Genomic DNA, 15012 nt, shown 5'->3' on the forward strand with positions numbered 1-15012 from the left:
CGATCCAGGCGCCCCCGTCCCCCGAGGGGTCGGCCGGGGTTCCGGCTCGCGGTCGGGTGGGCGGGCGAGGTGGAAGTGGACCGGGTCCGGGGTGAGGAGGGCTGCTCGCAGGTGGTCCTCGAAGTCGGGGCGGGCCAGCCAGGGCACGGCCTCCCACAGGTCCCGGCCGACGAGCTCGGCGCGGGGGCGGCCCAGGAGCTGGGCGGCGCGCGGATTCGCGTAGACGACCAGACCCAGCCGGTCCACGCAGAACACGCCGTCGGGCAGCAGGTCGGCCGCGGAGTCGGCCGTGGGGGCGGGGCCCGGGGCCACGACGACGCCCCGGACCGCGGGCGCGGCGGGCGGTTCGTAGGCGTTCCACAGGTCCAGCAGGCGCAGGGCGCCGTCCGCGTCGCGCAGATAGAGGGGCAGCGCGGGAGGGCGGCCCGCGGCGGTGTCCCGCAGGCTGGCCAGGATGCGGTGCGCGTCGGAGGGTGCCACCGCCTCGGCGAACCCCTCGACCGTGCCGGCGAACTCGCTTGGCGGCACGCCCAGCAGGGTGTGCAGGTCCTCGTCCAGGGTGATCCCGGCCGTCTCGGGGTCCCAGGCGAAGCGTCCGTGGCGTCCCACGGACGTGGAAGCGGTCGGCGGGCGCAGGCACATCGGCTCGCCGTCCCAGGCGACCTGGTCCGGATCCCCGTCCTCCAGAGCCCGCAGCGCCTCGCCCAGCTCCTGGGCGAGGCGCACCACGCGGTCGCGTCCGGACAGCACCTCGGCGGCGTCGGTCACGGCGGGGCGCAGCACGGTCAGCACGCCGTAGGTCGAGGAACCGGCGACGACGGGCACGTAGAGCGAGCCGAACTGGAAGGGGAGCCCGGCGGCGAACTGCGGGTAGCGCCGCATCGTCTCGGTGGCGTTCGGCAGGACCACCTGGACTCCGAGCCGGTAGGCGTCGGCGACCGGGAAGGGGCGGTCGAAGTGCAGGCGCCACCAGGGACGGAACAGCGGTCCGGGCAGTCCCGACAGGACGGCGAGCCGGAGCAGTCCGGGCGTGCGGGAGCGCAGATAGACCCCTCCGGCGTGGCCGCCGGCCGCACTGATCGCCTCCGTCGAAGCGTCGATCAGCAGCGCCGCCAACCGCCCGGCCGTCGGGTGTGCGTCCTCGACGCTCCCAGTCATCGGCCCTACCTAGTCCGTGCACCGTCCCACGGGCGACACAGCAAGAATGCGCCACAACGACACCGGCCCGCACCCGGGCGGCCCATATGTACACCTCGCCCATCGCGCTGGACAACCACCGGTCACGCTCTTAGGCTGAATATCCAGATCTGGACGGACCGTCTAGATAAGTCCCGGGACGGAGCGCGGGTGGTGGGGGGCGTCGTGGACGGTGCGGACGAGCACCTCATCGGTGAGGCCGAGAAGATCGCTGTGGCGCTCGGCCGGATGTTCCCGGGCCTGTGCGAGGTGGTCCTGCACGACCTCCGGGATCCGGGGCACGCCATCCGGGCGATCGAGAACAACCTCTCCGGCCGCCGGGTCGGGGACTCCGCGACCGAGCTGGGCCTGGCGCGTATCGCCGATCCGGAGTACCCGAGCGTCATCCAGAACTACCCCAATCGCTTCCCCGACGGCCGCCCGGCCAAGAGCACGTCCATCGGCATCAAGAACGAGGCCGGCGAGTACGTCGCGGCCCTGTGTCTCAATCTCGACGTCTCGGTGCTGTCCCCCGTCACGCTCGCCCTGGCCAACCTCGTGGCAACCGACACCGAGCACCGCGAGCAGCCCCTGGAGACCCTGCGGGACCGCACCACGCGCGAACTGCGCCGGGCGGTCGAGGAGTCGGCCGCCGAGCGGGCCGCCACGCCCCGGTCGCTGAGCAGAGAGGACAAGAAGGCGCTCGTACGACGGCTGCACCGGGACGGCTACTTCGACTCGCGGGACGCGGCGCAGACCATCGCGGACCTGCTGGGCGTCTCCCGTGCGACCGTCTACAACTACACGAAGTGAAGGTCCTCTCATCCCCGAGGAGCGGACCGCCGCGCTCGTCGACGAGGACCTGGCTCTGGAGGCGGCCCGCGCCGCCTTCGACGGTGGACGGCCCGGTCTTCCCCTCGCTCGCCGTGCACGGATCCGATCCGCGCAACCGGTTCAGCCTCAAGCCGTCCGCGTCCGCGACACACGCCGGCGTGAAGATCGGCACGTACTGGCCGGGCAACAGCGAACGCGGCCTGCCGCGCCACCACTCCGTCCTGCTGCTGTTCGACCAGTCGGTCGGCAGGCTCGCCGCCGTCCTGGAGGTGGGCACCGCGAACGCCTACCGGACCGCCGCGGCCGACGCCCTCGCGGTCGACCTGCTGGCCCGCCCGGACGCCACCACCCTGGCGGTGTTCGGGACCGGTCACCAGGCGGCCTACGAGGTGCGCGCCGTCAGCAGGGTCCGGCCCGTCACCGAGGTCCTGGTGGTGGGACGTACGGCCGGGCGTGCCGAGGGAGCGGCGGCGGCACTGGCAGCCCAAGGCCACCGGGCCCGGGCCGCCGGTGCCGAGGAGGCCTGCGCCCTGGCCGACGTGGTCGTCACCGCCACTGCCACCCGCGACGACACCCCACCGCTGTTCGATGCCTCGTGGATCCGCCCCGGTACGCATCTGTCCTGCATGGGCGCCGATGCCCCCGGCAAGCGGGAGATCCCGCCCGAACTGTTCACCCGCGCCCGCGTGTTCTGCGATCTGCCCGAACAGGCCCGCCGCCTGGGCGAGAGCCGGCACGCCCCCGCGGACACCGTCCTCACTCCGCTCGGGGAGGTCCTCACCGGCCGGGCGGAGGGCCGTACCGCCGTCGGCGACATCACGGTGTTCGACAGCTCCGGGATCGGAGTGCAAGACCTGTACCTGGGCCTGGCCCTGCTCGAGAAGATGGACATTTCCCTGTGAGCCCGATGCACCCTGTCGACCCCGCGAGCCGTGTCGACCCCGCGAGCCCTGTCGACCCTGCGAGCCGTGTCGACCCTGCGAACCCTGTCGGCCCCGCGACATCCGGGGGTTCGGTTCAGACCTCCGCGAGCGACGCCACACGGACGCTGGCCGATCCCGACACGCCGTTCGCCGTCGTCGACGTCCACAAGGTCCGGCGCAACGTCGAGCGGCTGGCGGCCAGGGCCGAGCGGCTCGGTGTCACCCTGCGGCCCCACGTGAAGACGGCCAAGAGCCTTGACGTCGCCGCACTCCTTCGCGAGGGCGACCGGCCCTGCCCGGTCACGGTGTCCACCCTGGCCGAGGCGGAGGCGTTCGCCGACGGCGGGTACACCGACATCACCTACGCCGTGGGGATCGACCCCCACAAACTCCCGCGTGTCATCGCCCTGTTGCGACGCGGGGTCACCCTGCGCGTCCTGCTGGACAGCGAGCAGCAGGCCGAGTCCGTGGCCGAGGCCTCCCGCCGGGCCGGGCTTCCCGTCCCCGCCCAGATCGAGATCGACTGCGACGGCCATCGCGGCGGTCTCAGGCCCGATGCGCCCGGGCTCCCGGCAATCGGCCGCATCCTGCACGAAGCGGGCTGCCTGGACGGGGTGTTGACCCACGCGGGCGAGTCCTACTTCGCCTTCACGGCCGAGGAGCAGCGGCTGGCCGCGCGCAACGAACGCGACAGTGCCGTCACGGCGGCCGAGCGGCTGCGCGCCGCGGGCCTGCCCGTCTCCACCGTCAGTGTGGGGTCGACCCCCACCGCCCATGCCGCCGAGGACCTCACCGGGGTCACCGAACTGCGCGCGGGCAACTACGTGTTCTTCGACCTGGTGATGGCCGGCCTCGGGGTTTGCGGCGTCGACGACCTCGCCCTGTCGGTCGTCGTCACCGTCATCGGCCACCGCCCCGAGTACGGGTGGATCCTCACCGACGGCGGCTGGATGGCCATGTCCCGCGACCGCGGCACCGCGGCCCAGGCCCAGGACCAGGGGTACGGCCTGGTCGCCGACCTCGACGGCCGCCTGGTGCCGGGACTGGTCATGACGGCGGCCAGCCAGGAGCACGGCACCCTCACCGCCCGCGACGGCGCCCAGCTGCCCGAACTGCCCATCGGCACCCGCCTGCGCGTCCTGCCCAACCATGCCTGTGCCACAGCGGCCCAGCACCACGGTTACCACGTCGTCGACGGCACCCGGCCGGCGCCGGGCGCGCCGGTCGTCGAGGCCTTCTGGAGCCGTGTCAGCGGATGGTGACCGGTCGGCGGGTCCGGGCGCGGTGCGGGTGCGGGTGCGGGTGCGGGTGCGGGTGCGGGTGCGGTAGGATCCCGGTCCCCCTGAATGCTCGTCAATGAGTAGGGCAGGAACGCACCTCCGAGGGGCAGGCGTAAAGTGCCGCCCGGGAGGGGAATCACCCTTGTGCAGATCGTGGCTTGTGGTATTACAGAGGCCGTTTAACGGGTAACTACCACCCTGCGCGGCTGTTCAATCGTGGTGATGATCATGATGTGATCAGAGGGTGCCTCGGGCTACGTTGCCGCTGTGATCACCTCTCAACTCCCCGTAAAGGCACCCCCGCTGACCGAGACGGCCGCGATCCGGCACCTCCTGTTCGGCGCGCAGGCCGAGATGCACGAGCCCTGGCGCCGCCTGTTCAGCTCCGACGTGTTCGCCTACCACGAGGGGCTGACCCATCAGGAGCGCACGGAACTCTCCTATCAACGCCTGCGCACGGTGAACGCGGCGGTGCCCGATCCCCAGGCCCTGGCGAGGGATCCGGTCGCCCTGGGCGCCCTGCACGAGTGGGCCGGGGTGGTGGACGCCGGCATGACGACGATCGCCAGCATCCACTACAACCTGTTCCTCGGCAGCCTGCTCGATCACGACCACGAGGGGCGGGACCTGGGCCCCTACCTGCGGATGGAGCGCATCGGCACCTTCCTGTGCACCGAGCAGGCGCACGGCAACGACGCCGCCCAGATGGAGACCACGGCGACCCTGGACCGGGCCACGGGCGGATTCGTGCTCACCACCCCCACCCGGGGGGCCCGCAAGTGGATGCCCAACACCTCCGTGGCCGGCGGCCCGAAGGACGCCCTGGTGGCCGCCCGTCTGGTGATCGACGGCAAGGACCAGGGCGTCTTCCTCTTCCTGACCTCGCTGACGGACACCAACGGCCGTCATCTGCCGGGTGTCGAGGTGGAGTTGCTGCCCCAGACGGCCAGCAGTCCGGTCGACCACTGCGCCACCTCCTTCCACGGGGTGCGGCTGCCGCGGACGGCCATGCTCCAGGGGGACCACGGCAGGCTGACCGACGACGGCGAACTCGTCTCCTGCCTGGGGAGTCCGCGCAAACGGTTCCTGCGCTCCATCGGCCGCGTGACCATGGGCAAACTGTGCATGAGCGCCTACAGCCTCGGGGCCACGCGGCACGCCCTGACCGTCGCCGTGCGCCACGCCCATCAGCGGGTGACCTCGGGCATGACCAGCGGTCAGCGGGTGCCGCTGTTCTCCCATCGCACCCATCACGCCCCGCTCGTCGAGGCGCTCGCGACGACCTACGCCGCCACCCTGTTGCAGCGGTCGGTCGTCCGGCGATGGGCGCGGGCGGCGGCGGAGGAGGAGCGCGAGGAGGCCGAGCGGCTGGTGGCCGTCGCCAAGGGCTGGATCACCTGGCAGGCCCGGACCGTGATGACCGAGTGCCGAGAACGCTGCGGAGCCCAGGGCCTGTTGCTCTCCAACGGGATCGCCGGACAGCTCGCGGCCAACGAGGGCACGATCACCGCGGAGGGCGACAACACCGTCATCTGGGTCAAGGCGGCAGGGGAGATGCTGCTGGGCGGCTTCACCCCGGTGCCGTCCAGCGAGGTGCCGCCGGCCACCCGGAGCCTGCACGACCCGGCCCACCTGCACGACCTGATCGGGGACCTGGAGCGAATACGTCACGAGCGGGCCCGGGTGCGCCTGCGCGCGAAACGGGCCGGCTCGCCCCTCGACCGCTGGAACGGCGCCTCCGGCGCGGCGCTGTCCCTGGTCGACGCCCACGTCCACCGGCTGGCCGCACAGGAACTGCTCGCCGCGGCCGCGCAGGTCGCCGACCCGCAGGTGGCCCTCCTGCTGGAGCACCTGCACCGGCTGTTCGCGCTGCGGTACGTGGCCGCGCACAGCGGTGAGCTGCTCGCGCACGAGCGGCTGACCGCCGAGCAGGTCCGGTACCTGCCGGAGGTCCTGGAGGCCACCGTCGCCGCGCTGGTGCCGCACGCCCTGACGCTCACCGACGCCTTCGCCGTGCCGGACGAGATCGCGGCGCGCCATCCCATGCTGCGCTCCGAGCCGGCGCCGGCCTGACCGCCACCACGCCTTCCCTGAGCCGGGGGCCGCGGGACACTCCGCGGCCCCCGCTGCTGTTTAAGGCTTTGCTTATATAAGTGCAGGGTGGCATATTGGGGCGCGTGCACGCGTTCGACGTACTCGGGGATCCGGTCAGGCGCCGGATATTGGAACTGCTCGCCACAGGGGAGCAGGCGTCGGGCGAGGTCAGTGCCGTGATCCGGGACGAGTTCGGGATCTCCCAGCCGGCCGTCTCGCAGCACCTCAAAGTGCTGCGGGACAGCGGGTTCGCCTCCGTGCGCGCCGACGGCAACCGGCGGCTGTACGCCGTCGAGGCCGGCCCGCTCAGAGAGGTGGACGCCTGGCTGGAGCGCTTCCGCGGTTTCTGGGACCAGCGGCTCGACGCGCTCGGAACGGAGCTCGCGCGGGGAAAGCGCGAGCGCAGGCTGCAAGGAGAGGTGAGCGAGCATGAGTGAGATCGCCGACGCGATCAACCGTACGCACCGACGGGTCGGCACCCGGCAGGTCGAGTCCGGTGAGGCCCGGACGGTCCTGCTGCGCCGTACGTACGACGCCGAGATCGCCGACGTGTGGGACGCGGTGACCTCCGCCGAGCGGATCGCCCGCTGGTTCATGCCGGTCAGCGGCGAGCTCAAGGTCGGCGGCCGCTACCAGCTGGAGGGCAACGCCGGCGGCGAGATCCTCGAGTGCGTGGCACCCGAGAGGCTGCGGGTGAGCTGGCTGTACGGCCCCGACCCGGGCTTCAGCGAGGTCGAGGTGCGTCTGACGCCCGAGGTGGGCGAGCGCACGGTCCTCGAACTCGAGCACGTGGCCGTCGTACCCGACGAGTTCTGGGACCAGTTCGGGCCCGGAGCCGTCGGAGTCGGCTGGGACCTGGGCCTGTACGGACTCGCCCTGCACCTCGCGGGCGGCGGTCTCAGCAAGGAGGAGGCCGCGACCTGGCACAACACGCCCGAGGGCAGCGCGTTCATCACCGGCTCGGGCGAGGGATGGGGCGAGGCGTACGCCGTCTCGGGAGCGGACCGGGAGACGGCGACGCGGACGGCGGCCGCGACGATCGCGTTCTACACGGGCACGGGCACGGAAGCCTGACGGCGAGCCGCCGGCTCAGACGGTCCGCAGGGTGCGCCGTGCGAGCTCGTACGCAGGGAGCATCTCCTCGTGCTCCTCGGTGTCGAGCCCGCCGAGGTGCACCACCACCGGCCCGTCCGCGGTGGTGACGGCGAAGGCGCTCTCCTTCTTCTCCTCGTCCAGGAGCTCACTGGCGTACAGGTACTCGACCTGCACGCCGGACAGGCTCCCGGACGTGAACGCGCTGTACTTCTCGCCGCTCACCCCGTCCTCGGCCGCGACGAAGGCCTCCAGCACGGTCCGGGCGTCGGCGTCACCGGGCTCCCCGGCCCACACCCGCAGGAAGCCGATGTTGCCCGCGGGCTTCGCGTCGATCTCGCACGCCAGGGAGACGGGACCCTGGCGCAGGGGCGCCTCCACCGCCTCGGCCTTCCAGCTCTTCGCCGTGTCGAAGGCGACGGGCAGCTCGCACGCCGAGCCCGCGGCGCCGACCGTGCCACCGCGGGTCGCGGCCGAGGCGTCCGACCCGGCCGCGCCGGACGTCTCCGCCGTCGCCGACGGACGCGCGGACGCCTTGGAGTCGTCCCCCTCGGCGGCCTCCGAACAGCCCGTCAGCACACCTGCCAGCAACGCCGCATGGGTTATCCGCAGCCACGTGTTCCCCGCCTTGACCAGCATGGCCGTGTCTCCCTCTATTCAGTGGTGGTACCGGAGGGAGTCAGGTTAGGTGGCAGGGATGACGAATCGTGCAGCGAAGGGGGAAGTGTTGTTGGCCTTCGAGGAGTACTGCGACGCGATCGTCGCCCAGACCGACCTGCTCGCCCGACACGTCAAGGGCGCCGATCCGACCGCTCCGGTGCCCACCTGCCCCGGCTGGGACCTCGGCCGGCTGCTGCGCCACGTGGGCGCCGACCACCGGTGGGCAGAGGAGATCGTACGAACCCGGGCCGCCGAGCCGACCGACGACGACCTGGTCAACGACCCCGCGGCCTACGCTCACCTCGACGACTCGGCACTCGGCGGCTGGCTCGTCCAGGGCGCCGCGGGACTGGCCGGCACCCTGCGCGCGGCCGGCCCCGACGTGCCGGTGTGGACCCCCGCCGACGAGCAACTCGTCCGGCAGACTTCGATGTTCTGGGCCCGGCGCATGACCTACGAGACTCTCCTGCACCGCGCGGACGCGGCCCTCGTGACCGGGGCGGAGTTCGAGGTCGAGGAGTCGCTCGCGGTGGACGCCGTCGAGGAGTGGCTGGAGTTCTCCACCGTTCCCGAGGCGTGGGAGCCCCAGCCGGGCGTGCCGGAACTCCTCGGACACGGGCGGGCCCTGGGCTTCGACGCGGGGGCGGCGGGGCAGTGGTTGCTCGACCTCGGCGCGGAGCGGCCGGTGTGGCGGCGCGGGTCCGGCGAGGCCACCGTGCGCGTGTGCGGGCCGGTGACGGACCTGCTCCTGTTCCTCTACGCCCGCCCGGCGCCCGGTGTCGAGACGCGGGGGGACTCGGAGCTGCTGGATCTGTGGCTGAAGCGCACCCGGTTCTGGCTGGAGGCGTAGGCGGGCGCAGGGTGCCGGTGTGGCCGAGGCCACGTGCCGGACGAGGCCGGAGCCATGTCGTCCTGGCGGGGGCGCGGGCTACCGTTTCGCGCAGTTCCCTCTCCCACCAGCACCTCGGACGGCCCGGCAGTGCAAGCAGATCTCTCCCCGGTCATCGCGGCGACCGCCCACTGGCTGACCCGCGCCTACCCGCCGACGGGCGGTGCGCTGGCCGCCGCGCTGTGCGAGGTGCAGGCCCGGCAGGCCGTCACGGTCGCCGCGTGGTTGCGTTATCCGACGGCGATGGACGCCGCGCTCGTCGGTATGGTGGGGCCGGGCGGTTCCGCCCGCCTCGACTGGGTCACCGGCGCGGACACCGCAGCCGGCCGGGACGCCGAGGAGTACGCCTGGTGCACCTGGGTGGACGAGGTCGTGGCGAGCTGGGCGGCCTGTCTGCTCACCGACCCCGGCCTGGCCGAACGCGCGGTGGCCGACATCGCCGGGGGTGAGCACACCAAGGGCTCCCCGGCGGTGTTCCGCCGGCTGCTCGCCCCGGACCCGACGGACCGGAACGCGGCCGCCCTGCTCCGCCACCCGGACCTGCTCGCGGACGTGGCCGGTCTGCACCGCGGCGGGCTGCTGGACCGGCTGGGGCCGGACGAGGCGCTGGCGGCCTGACGACGGGCGGCGGGCACCGGGGACCCGGCCCGCACGGTGCCGACGCCGCCCGGCAGAGTTGCCGGCCGGACGCGGTCGAGCAGTCGTCGCCCTCCGATGCGGGCCGTGGCCGCCGGCGCCTCCGACCGGCTCGCCGGGCCTCAGTCCTCCTTGCCGCGGCCCGAGAGGGCGTCCCGGAGCCGGTCGACGAGGCCGGTTCCCGGAGCGAGGAGCTTGTTCGCCGGAGGAGTGTCCGGGGCCGACGGGTGCGGGCGGGTCGGCGCCATCTTCTTGGCGCGGCGCACCTTGTCGCCCAGCTCGTTCAGCTCCTTCTCCGAGCACGCGACACGAAGCTGCGGGAAGAGGGTCTCCTCCTCCTCGGCGATGTGCGAGCGGACCTCGGTCATCAGCTCGCCGACGAGCCGGTCGAACTCGGGATCGTCCGCCTCGCAGCTCTCCAGGTCCTTCATGAGCTGCTCGGCCTTGGAGTGGTCCTCGATCTCCCGGTCGGCCATGGTGTTCCCGTTGACCAGGTGCTCCCGCACGGCCGGGTAGAGGTACTCCTCCTCCGCGACCGAGTGCCGGATGAGCTCCATGGTGACCTGGTCGGCGTAGACCTTCCGGTTCTTCTCGCCGGGCGCCAGCGCCTCGATCTTCCCGAACAGTTCCTCGACCTCGTGGTGATCGGTCACCAGCTCGTCGATGACGTTTCCTCCGTGTCCCATGTTCTTTCACCTCCGCCCCCCGGGTGCCCGGCGCCGCACCCTCTATGCCTGGTCACAGGCTTGTCAGGACCTGTGGGGACAGTTGTTTGATCAACGTGTCGGTCCAGCGCATCTGGCGCAGCGTCTGCGGGTGGCAGGAGGACGCCAGCTCCAGCAGCCGTGCGTCCCGGGTTGCCTGGGCGGCCTGCGCGAGCATCTCCCAGTGCAGCGAGTTTTCCGCGGCGGCCAGGTACAGGGCGCGCAGGTCGTGCAGGAGCAGCAGTCCCTCCGGTTCCTCACCGGAGGTCGGTCCGGGAATGTCGTCGTCGAGGCGCAGCCCTTCGGCCGCGGCGAGCTCGGCGAGCCGCCGGGCGTGCTCGCGCGACCAGTCCGCGAGATCGCCGGCGACATGGTGGACCTCGTGTTCGCGGGCGTGCCGTTCGGACACGGCCAGCAGCTCGCGCACCAGCCGTCGCTCCCCGTGGTGCAGGGTGTGCACGATGTGGGCGATGCCGTCCTTCATGACCTGCCTCCCGGCTCACTGTCCTGGGTCGCGTACGCCTGCTGCCCGCCGATCGTGGCCGGCACCGAGCCCGGGTCCGCCGGCGCCGAGGCCGTCGTGGTCGGCGCCGGCGCGTACCGCCCGTCCGCGCGGGCGACCAGGGTGAGCGAGGCGGCCGCGGTCTTGAACAGGGGCTGCTTGGAGGCGGGGTCCCAGTCGGTGATCGTCGTCTCGTTCGCGGCGCGCCCGGGCCCGCCGCCGTCCGGACCGCCGCCCTCCTCGGTGTCCCAGTAGCCGTAGTGGAAGGGCACGAACAGCAGGCCCGGGCGGATGTCCGTCAGCCGCAGCCGCGCCTCCAGGGCGCCGCGCGGGGTGGCCACCCGGACCAGGTCGCCCTCGCCCAGACCCAGTCGCGCCGCGTCCGCCGTACAGGCCTCCACCCACACGTCGGGCGCGGCCTCGTCGAGCTGTGCCACCCGGCCGGTCTTGGTCCGGGTGTGGAAGTGGTAGAGCGTCCGGCCCGTCGAGAGCTGGAACGGATACCGCTCGTCCGGCATCTCGTGCGGCTCGACGTACGCCGCCGCCTTCAGTACGGCCTTGCCGTCCGGGTTGAGCGAGCGGTACTCCACCGGGTCCACGGCGGCACCGGTCTCCAGGTCCTTGCCGTAGCTCTCGCAGTCGTCGGGGTGGGCCCAGGTGATGCCGTCCGTGTAGAGCCGCTCGGTGCCCCGCGGGTTCGCCTCGGTGCACGGCCACTGAATGCCACCCTCCGCGCGCAGCCGGCCGTAGGTCAGACCGGTGTAGTCGCAGGGGCGGCCCGCGCTGCACCGCTTCCATGCCTCGAACGCCTCCTCGGGCTCCCGCCAGTCGATCAGCGGACCGCCGTCCTTGTCGCGGAAGTCCATGCGGCGCGCGAAGTCGAGGAAGATGTCCAGGTCGGGCCTGGCCTCGCCGGGCGGCTCGACCGCCTTCTCGCACAGGTGCACGGTCCGGTCGGCGTTGGTGATCGTGCCGGTCTTCTCGCCCCAGGTGGCGGCGGGCAGGACCACGTCGGCGAGCCGTGCGGTCTCCGTCAGGAACAGGTCCTGTACGACCGTGAAGAGCCGTTCCTGCGCCAGCAGGGCGCGGATCCGGGACAGCTCGGGCAGGGAGACGGCCGGGTTGGTGCCGCTGATCCAGAGCATCCCGATCGAGCCCTGCTCGGCGTAGCGGAACATCTGCATCGCGTGGGTGGGCGGCGCGAAGTGCGGGATGGCGGACGGCTCGACGTTCCACACCGTCGCCAGGTCGGCGACATGGGCGTCGTTCTGCCAGTTGCGGAAGCCCGGCAGATCGCCGTCGGCACCGCACTCGCGGGTGTTCTCCGCGCTGGGCTGGCCGTTCATCTGGAGCACGCCCGCGCCCGGGCGGCCCAGCATCCCGCGGATCAGATGCAGGTTGTTGACCTGCACGGCCGCGGCGGTGGCCTGGGGCGCCTGGTAGAAGCCCTGGAGGACCGTGGAGAGCAGGGCGTCCGCCGTGCCGACGAGTTCGGCCGCCTCGCTGATCCGGGTGGCCGGGACGTCACAGATGTCCGCGGCCCACTCGGGCGTGCAGGACGCGACCCGCTCGGAGAGCTCCTCGAAACCCACCGTGTGCTGCTCGACGAAATCGTGGTCGACGCGGTCGTGCCGGATCGTCTCGTGCAGCAGGGCGTTCATCAAGGCCACGTTGGTGCCGACGCGCGGTGCCAGGTGGACGGTCGCGTGCCGGGCCACCCGGGTCGGGCGGGGGTCCACGCACAGCAGCCGGGGCGGGTCGCCGCCGGCCAGCCGGTCCAGGACGCGCGTCCACTGCACGGTCTGCGTCTCGGCCATGTTGTGGCCGAACAGGGCGATCACGTCGGCGTGGTCGAGGTCGTCGAAACTGCCCGGCTGCCCGTCGCAGCCGAAGGACTCCTTGAGGGCCTCGGCGGCGGTCGCGGTGCACAGCCGGGTGTTGCCGTCGAGATGGTTGGTGCCGATGCCCGCCCGGGCGAGCACGGCGAGGGTGTAGTACTCCTCCAGGAAGAGCTGTCCGCTGGTGTAGAAGCCCACCGAACCCGGCCCGCGCTCGTCGAGGAGTTGCCGGGTGCGGGCGGCCACCAGCTCCATCGCGGTGTCCCAGTCCGTCTCCACGAGGTGTCCGTCGCGCCGTACGAGCGGCCTGGTCAACCGGTCCGGGGAGGCGTTCGCCTGCCAGCCGAACAGGTCCTTCGGACCCAGCCTGCCCCGGCTGACGCGGTCCGCCGCCCGTCCCCGTACGCCCGCCATACGGCCGTCCACGACGGCGATGTCCATGGCGTCGCCACCGGAGTGCAGCAGCGAGGCCGCCGCCACCCACCTGTGCACCGCGCCGGGCTCCACACCCTCGGCGAGATGCGCGTCCACCCGGGAGGGCCAGGCCCCGTGGCGCCGGTACGGCGTCCGGTCCCCCCACGGGTTCGCGATCCGGTCCGCCTTCATGGAGACCTCCCTGGGAACTCCCGCTGTCCGCTCCTGAGTACCCGTGGGCCGTGGCCGGTAACGGTGCCCCGGGTGTAAGGGGGGCCGCTGGAAGGAACCCGCACCAGGACACATGCGTACGACGCCCCTGGGAGGCCGATGTGACCGACGCCGTGGACGACGTTCTCGCGCGAGTGCGCGGAGAGGTGGCCGCCCGCGCGGATCGGCTGTGGGACATGGCGCGGATGCTGCACTCCGACCCGGAGTACGCCTTCGAGGAGCACCGGGCGGCCGCCCTGCTGTGCGGGGAACTCGAATGGGCCGGCTTCGAGGTGCAGCGGGACGTCGCCGGACTCCCCACCGCCTTCACCGCCCGCTCCGGCACCAGGACCCGCCCCGCGGTCGCGCTGATGCTGGAGTACGACGCCCTGCCCGGCCTCGGCCACGCCTGCGGCCACAATCTCATCGCCGCGGCCGGACTGGGTGCGGCCCTGGCCGCCCGAGCCGTCCTCGACCGCGACGCGGGCACCGTGTGGGCCATCGGCACGCCCGCGGAGGAGGGTGGCGGAGGCAAGGTCGCGGAGACCGACGCGGGGGTGTTCGACGACGTCGACGCGGCGCTCATGTTCCACCCCGGGGTGCACAACTGGCAGTGGGCGCCGCTGACCGCGCAGGCCCAGTACCGGGTCGGGTTCCGCGGGCGCGCCGCCCACCCGACCGGCAACCCCACCGAGGGCATCGACGCGCTCGCCGCGCTCATCCAGCTGTTCAACACGCTGGCCGTGGTGGGGCGCAGACTGCCCGAGGGCTCGCACGTGCAGGGCATCGTCACGGACGGCGGCAGGGCGACCAACATCGTCCCCGAGTACGCGGAGGGCCTGTTCGGGCTGCGCGCGCTGACGACGGCGGCGCTGGAGGACCTGGCGGGGGAGCTGCTGACGTGCGCCCAGGGCGTGGCGCGGGCGACGGGCACGACGGTCACCGTGGAACGGGCCACGCCCCGCTACGAGCACTTCCGGGACAGCACCGTGCTCTCGGCCCGGTTCGCCCGGCACCTGGCGGGGACGGGCATCCCGATGACACCGCCCGCGCCCGGCGTCTACCTGGGCTCCTCGGACGTCGGCAACGTCAGCGGCCGGGTGCCGGCCATCCACCCCTTCGTGGCGATCATGGAGGAGGACGCCTCCGACCACACCCCCGAGTTCGCCGTCGCGGCCGGCTCCGAGCGCGGCCGGCAGGTGATGCTCGCGGCGGCGGAGGCGCTGGCCTGCACCGCGGTGGAGGTCCTGCTGCGCCCGGAGCTGCGGGACGCGGCCTGGGAGGACCACGACCGGGCGTCCGTCCGCGGCTGAGGGGCGCTCAGCCGGCGGACGGACGCCCGGTCGTGGTCTCAGTCGGCGTGCAGGTGGTAGACGTTGAACGCCCGCCGGATCACCGGCTGGGCCACGTTCCGCACCCGCACGCCGCCGGCCGTCATCCCGTGCTCCGTGCCCGCGTGGGCGTGTCCGTGCACGCTCAGGTCGGCCCCCGCGGTGTCGATCGCCTCGGCCAGCAGATAGCTGCCGAGGAACGGGTAGATCTCCGGCGGCTCACCGGCGAGCGTGTCGGCGACGGGGGAGAAGTGGGTGAGCGCGACCCGGGTCTCGCAGCCCTGCCGCTCCAGTTCCTCCAGCGCGGTGCGCAGTCCGTCCGCGCAGCGCCGTGAGTACCGTACGAACTCCTTCATCAGCGGCTCGCCGAACTCGCCGGCGCTGCGGCCCACGAACCCGCCGCCGAACCCCCTTGGTGCCGGCGATGCC

Annotated in this window: 14 protein-coding genes and 1 pseudogene; 9 read left to right on the forward strand and 6 right to left on the reverse strand. The window is 72.8% G+C overall.

Annotation, left to right across the window (positions count from 1 at the left end):
- The coding region (locus AOJ26_RS03295; protein ID WP_159044200.1) for a PAS domain-containing protein at window positions 1–1158 on the reverse strand (1158 nt) is incomplete at its 3' end.
- Window positions 1159–1347: 189 nt separating this feature from the next.
- On the opposite strand from AOJ26_RS03295, the gene AOJ26_RS03300 reads away from it, so the two are divergent.
- From AOJ26_RS03300 to AOJ26_RS03325, 6 genes are all read left to right on the forward strand, one after another.
- Window positions 1348–1989, forward strand: a complete 642-nt coding sequence (locus AOJ26_RS03300) for a helix-turn-helix transcriptional regulator (protein ID WP_053846638.1) — start codon at window positions 1348–1350, stop codon at window positions 1987–1989.
- Window positions 1990–2072: 83 nt separating this feature from the next.
- Window positions 2073–2912, forward strand: coding sequence for an ornithine cyclodeaminase family protein (locus AOJ26_RS03305; protein WP_234358429.1), 840 nt, complete (start codon window positions 2073–2075; stop codon window positions 2910–2912).
- A 5-nt stretch (window positions 2913–2917) separates the two neighbouring features.
- Window positions 2918–4195, forward strand: coding sequence for a DSD1 family PLP-dependent enzyme (locus AOJ26_RS03310; protein WP_078959730.1), 1278 nt, complete (start codon window positions 2918–2920; stop codon window positions 4193–4195).
- Window positions 4196–4480: 285 nt separating this feature from the next.
- Complete coding sequence (locus AOJ26_RS03315; RefSeq protein WP_053846639.1) at window positions 4481–6286, forward strand: acyl-CoA dehydrogenase; 1806 nt, start codon at window positions 4481–4483, stop codon at window positions 6284–6286.
- A gap of 95 nt (window positions 6287–6381) precedes the next feature.
- The gene (locus AOJ26_RS03320) at window positions 6382–6744 is read left to right on the forward strand and encodes an ArsR/SmtB family transcription factor (RefSeq protein ID WP_053846640.1); all 363 of its coding nucleotides are present in this window, start codon (window positions 6382–6384) and stop codon (window positions 6742–6744) included.
- Window positions 6737–7381 (forward strand): SRPBCC family protein, encoded by a 645-nt coding sequence (locus AOJ26_RS03325; RefSeq protein WP_053846641.1) that lies wholly within the window; start codon window positions 6737–6739, stop codon window positions 7379–7381. The genes AOJ26_RS03320 and AOJ26_RS03325 overlap by 8 nt, the downstream gene beginning before the upstream one ends.
- Window positions 7382–7396: 15 nt before the next feature.
- Here AOJ26_RS03325 and AOJ26_RS03330 read toward each other — a convergent pair whose 3' ends face one another.
- Window positions 7397–8038 (reverse strand): lipoprotein, encoded by a 642-nt coding sequence (locus tag AOJ26_RS03330; protein WP_053846642.1) that lies wholly within the window; start codon window positions 8036–8038, stop codon window positions 7397–7399.
- A 58-nt stretch (window positions 8039–8096) separates the two neighbouring features.
- On the opposite strand from AOJ26_RS03330, the gene AOJ26_RS03335 reads away from it, so the two are divergent.
- Together AOJ26_RS03335 and AOJ26_RS03340 are read left to right on the forward strand one after the other, a co-directional pair.
- Window positions 8097–8909, forward strand: coding sequence for a maleylpyruvate isomerase family mycothiol-dependent enzyme (locus AOJ26_RS03335; protein WP_053846643.1), 813 nt, complete (start codon window positions 8097–8099; stop codon window positions 8907–8909).
- Window positions 8910–9038: 129 nt separating this feature from the next.
- The gene (locus AOJ26_RS03340) at window positions 9039–9566 is read left to right on the forward strand and encodes a hypothetical protein (protein ID WP_053846644.1); all 528 of its coding nucleotides are present in this window, start codon (window positions 9039–9041) and stop codon (window positions 9564–9566) included.
- A 140-nt stretch (window positions 9567–9706) separates the two neighbouring features.
- Here the strand turns inward: AOJ26_RS03340 and AOJ26_RS03345 are convergent, their stop codons facing one another.
- Genes AOJ26_RS03345 through AOJ26_RS03355 form a run of 3 tightly spaced genes read right to left on the reverse strand, consistent with a single transcriptional unit; the run spans window position 9707 to window position 13234 of the window.
- Entirely contained in the window at window positions 9707–10270 is a 564-nt protein-coding gene (locus tag AOJ26_RS03345) for a hemerythrin domain-containing protein (RefSeq protein WP_053846645.1), read from the reverse strand.
- A 52-nt stretch (window positions 10271–10322) separates the two neighbouring features.
- Window positions 10323–10772 (reverse strand): hypothetical protein, encoded by a 450-nt coding sequence (locus AOJ26_RS03350; protein ID WP_053846646.1) that lies wholly within the window; start codon window positions 10770–10772, stop codon window positions 10323–10325.
- A complete protein-coding gene (locus AOJ26_RS03355; protein WP_053846647.1) occupies window positions 10769–13234 on the reverse strand; it encodes a molybdopterin oxidoreductase family protein in 2466 nt (821 codons plus the stop codon). Before AOJ26_RS03355 ends, AOJ26_RS03350 begins: the two co-directional genes overlap by 4 nt.
- Window positions 13235–13374: 140 nt before the next feature.
- Between AOJ26_RS03355 and AOJ26_RS03360 the strand changes: the two genes are divergently transcribed.
- Window positions 13375–14565, forward strand: coding sequence for an amidohydrolase (locus AOJ26_RS03360; RefSeq protein ID WP_078959729.1), 1191 nt, complete (start codon window positions 13375–13377; stop codon window positions 14563–14565).
- A gap of 38 nt (window positions 14566–14603) precedes the next feature.
- Here AOJ26_RS03360 and AOJ26_RS03365 read toward each other — a convergent pair.
- A pseudogene (locus AOJ26_RS03365) lies at window positions 14604–15012 on the reverse strand (metallophosphoesterase family protein); the annotation flags it as partial.

The sequence above is a fragment of the Streptomyces sp. NRRL B-24085 genome (assembly GCF_001282115.1).
Taxonomy (GTDB): Bacteria; Actinomycetota; Actinomycetes; order Streptomycetales; family Streptomycetaceae; genus Streptomyces.

Coding starts and splice junctions, on each gene's coding strand:
- AOJ26_RS03335 (WP_053846643.1), top strand. CDS start 8,097: ATGACGAATCGTGCAGCGAAGGGGGAAGTGTTGTTGGCCTTCGAGGAG.
- AOJ26_RS03310 (WP_078959730.1), top strand. CDS start 2,918: ATGCACCCTGTCGACCCCGCGAGCCGTGTCGACCCCGCGAGCCCTGTC.
- AOJ26_RS03350 (WP_053846646.1), bottom strand. CDS start 10,772: ATGAAGGACGGCATCGCCCACATCGTGCACACCCTGCACCACGGGGAG.
- AOJ26_RS03355 (WP_053846647.1), bottom strand. CDS start 13,234: ATGAAGGCGGACCGGATCGCGAACCCGTGGGGGGACCGGACGCCGTAC.
- AOJ26_RS03345 (WP_053846645.1), bottom strand. CDS start 10,270: ATGGGACACGGAGGAAACGTCATCGACGAGCTGGTGACCGATCACCAC.
- AOJ26_RS03330 (WP_053846642.1), bottom strand. CDS start 8,038: ATGCTGGTCAAGGCGGGGAACACGTGGCTGCGGATAACCCATGCGGCG.
- AOJ26_RS03325 (WP_053846641.1), top strand. CDS start 6,737: ATGAGTGAGATCGCCGACGCGATCAACCGTACGCACCGACGGGTCGGC.